The organism is Aestuariivita sp., assembly GCF_049276915.1.
GTDB lineage: Bacteria > Pseudomonadota > Alphaproteobacteria > Rhodobacterales > Rhodobacteraceae > Aestuariivita.
Genome location: NZ_JBASXK010000043.1, coordinates 1 through 2,104, shown reverse-complemented (window position 1 = coordinate 2,104; position 2,104 = coordinate 1). Strand labels below are relative to the sequence as shown.

General features: G+C 58.1%; 4 protein-coding genes. All 4 read right to left on the bottom strand.

All coding sequences use genetic code 11. From position 1 onward, the window contains the following. Window positions 1-289: 289 nt before the first annotated feature. The 4 genes from WAO69_RS04310 to WAO69_RS04295 are packed head-to-tail and all read right to left on the bottom strand — an operon-like array spanning window position 290 to window position 1,833. Complete coding sequence (locus tag WAO69_RS04310; RefSeq protein WP_422176817.1) at window positions 290-715, bottom strand: DUF6362 family protein; 426 nt, start codon at window positions 713-715, stop codon at window positions 290-292. Beyond that, window positions 705-911 carry a hypothetical protein gene (locus tag WAO69_RS04305; RefSeq protein ID WP_422176818.1) on the bottom strand — a complete coding sequence of 69 codons (207 nt, stop codon included), beginning with the start codon at window positions 909-911 and terminating at the stop codon, window positions 705-707. The genes WAO69_RS04310 and WAO69_RS04305 overlap by 11 nt, the downstream gene beginning before the upstream one ends. A gap of 5 nt (window positions 912-916) precedes the next feature. Beyond that, window positions 917-1,348 (bottom strand): hypothetical protein, encoded by a 432-nt coding sequence (locus WAO69_RS04300; RefSeq protein ID WP_422176816.1) that lies wholly within the window; start codon window positions 1,346-1,348, stop codon window positions 917-919. Continuing rightward, complete coding sequence (locus WAO69_RS04295) at window positions 1,345-1,833, bottom strand: crossover junction endodeoxyribonuclease RuvC (protein ID WP_422176815.1); 489 nt, start codon at window positions 1,831-1,833, stop codon at window positions 1,345-1,347. The genes WAO69_RS04300 and WAO69_RS04295 overlap by 4 nt, the downstream gene beginning before the upstream one ends. Window positions 1,834-2,104 lie beyond the last annotated feature (271 nt).

The window sequence follows — 2,104 nt, the reverse complement described above, 5'->3', positions numbered from 1 at the left end:
GCCCAGCCCCCCCGTATACGGTTACAAACAGGAAGGAACCGTTCAAGATCAATGGGTTATATGTCTCGCAAAATCGACCAGAGACAGTTTTTTCTGCAACTCGGTCACCATTTACGCCTCTACAAACCCATTCAAACCGACCCGTTCTCTCAGTCACACGACGGTCATCTTACCGTTCTTATAGCCTCACGATCGGGATCTGTCACACCTTGTGGTGTCTCACCAAAAAATGTCTCGCACGAACGAAAGGGGTTGACAGGGCGGCCGCGTTTGCCGCCGCCCCGATCACTCATACGGTACGCTGAATAACGAACGCCATCGAGCGCTTGCGCGGCACGGCCTTGCCGTTGAGCCGCCAGACAATCACCGCCAGCCCGTACTCAAACCGACGGTTCGCCGTGGCACGACTGATCCCGTGCTGCCAACTGATACCCTTCCAGGCCTTGCGGTTGGCGCGCGCCCAAAGGATCTGACCGATATCCTTGTCTAGCCATCGTAGCCAGAGCAATGCCTCGTCAGCCTGTGTGATCATCCGCGGCGAGGGCAACGGCCGTTTCATCCGCGGCTCCTGTTCCACGTGATCCGCAAAGCTGTAGGTATACTCAGGCCATGCGCTGACATAGCCTTGCGGGCGCACTGGCGGCAGGCTGCGCATGACGTCCGCCGCAAGGTCCAGCCGGTCGGCCACCATGGCGCGCGTCCAATCATTTGCCATTGCGCACCTCCCCCCGACTCATCGGAAGCACGCCGTACAGCTTTTCGCCAAGCTGGCGGACCAGTTCGCGCTCGGGCCAGGTCAGACGGTGATCGTCGACGCTGACAGCCAGCACGCCTTGTTCGTACCAGCCGTCACGCTTGACACGCTCAGCGTCACGGCGGTGACCGCCGTAGCCTCTTGGAGTGAACCGCATGCAACTCATGACGCACCTCCCTCTGCGACACCCAGTTTTGAAGAGGGTAAATCGACGGCTATGTCGTTGGGCACCCTTCCCCTATCAAAATCCGAGGCTGCGATTTCGCGCCCTGTTTTCTGGGCCGCCGTTGACTCCGATGCGCCATTGGGGACCAGTCGAGCCTGCAAGGCGGCTCGCTCCTGAGGATCAAGCTTCCTACGCCAAGGGTTCTTTGCCATCCGAAACGGCCAGCTTGGGCAGCCGCCCGCCGTGCAGAGCCGCACTTCCTGAGCTGAGACGTTGCAGCAATCGAGACATTTGAGGCGCAGGACCCGCAAAGGCGAGACGCGACTATGGCCAAGTTGCGTCAACTCGTCCGCCGACATGGCGCGCGGATCACAGCCGACATCATCACCATCACGCTGTTCCAGACCAATTTGAAGATGGCGGTTCATGCGACACCTCCATTCGTCTCGATCGCCCAGAGCAGGATGGCGATGGCATCGGCCTCGTTGTCATCTGCAGGGTTAAAGCCGCGTTTGCGAGCAGCGTCGATCATGGCCTGCTTGGGCGCGTTGCCTTTGCCAGATGCGTGTTTTTTGATAGTTCCCACCGGGACACCTTGGTATGGCACCCCGCGCAACTCACCCCAGCTGGTTAGAACGGCTAGGAGGCCGCCATAAACATGGGCTGCATCAGTGCCTGCGTGACGACGGACTTCTTCGAAATAAATCGCTTCTATCGGACCGCTGAGCCGGTCGATCTCCGTTAGCCAATTGGTGAAGCGTAGATAGCGCATACCGCCACCGTCATAGCGGCTGGGCTTAAAGCTGACGGTGCCACTGGTGATCAGGCCGTCAAAGTCGCGGATGGCCCAGCCAGTGGTCGTGCCAAGGTCAAGCGCAAGGATGCTGCGCAGGGTTTCTGTGGGTTGGGTCATAGAGACCTCCTCTTCGTTTTGATGAGCGAGGCGAGAGGACTGGCCGGTGAAGGCTGTGGTCTCGCCAAGCCCCAAAGGGGGTCAGGTCAGGTGCGGGGCGAACGGGCCGTCAGGCACTTCTTTCAATTCCTTCAACGGGCAAATTTGAAAGAAGTCAGCCCGTAAAGCGTTGAACAGTATGTATAATATACCTTCTTTCAATATTACTTATATTTCAATAGGTACCTTCTCCTTACTTCTCATCGCGCGCGAGAAAACACATATATACAGG

Coding starts and splice junctions, on each gene's coding strand:
- WAO69_RS04295 (WP_422176815.1), bottom strand. CDS start 1,833: ATGACCCAACCCACAGAAACCCTGCGCAGCATCCTTGCGCTTGACCTT.
- WAO69_RS04305 (WP_422176818.1), bottom strand. CDS start 911: ATGCGGTTCACTCCAAGAGGCTACGGCGGTCACCGCCGTGACGCTGAG.
- WAO69_RS04300 (WP_422176816.1), bottom strand. CDS start 1,348: ATGAACCGCCATCTTCAAATTGGTCTGGAACAGCGTGATGGTGATGAT.
- WAO69_RS04310 (WP_422176817.1), bottom strand. CDS start 715: ATGGCAAATGATTGGACGCGCGCCATGGTGGCCGACCGGCTGGACCTT.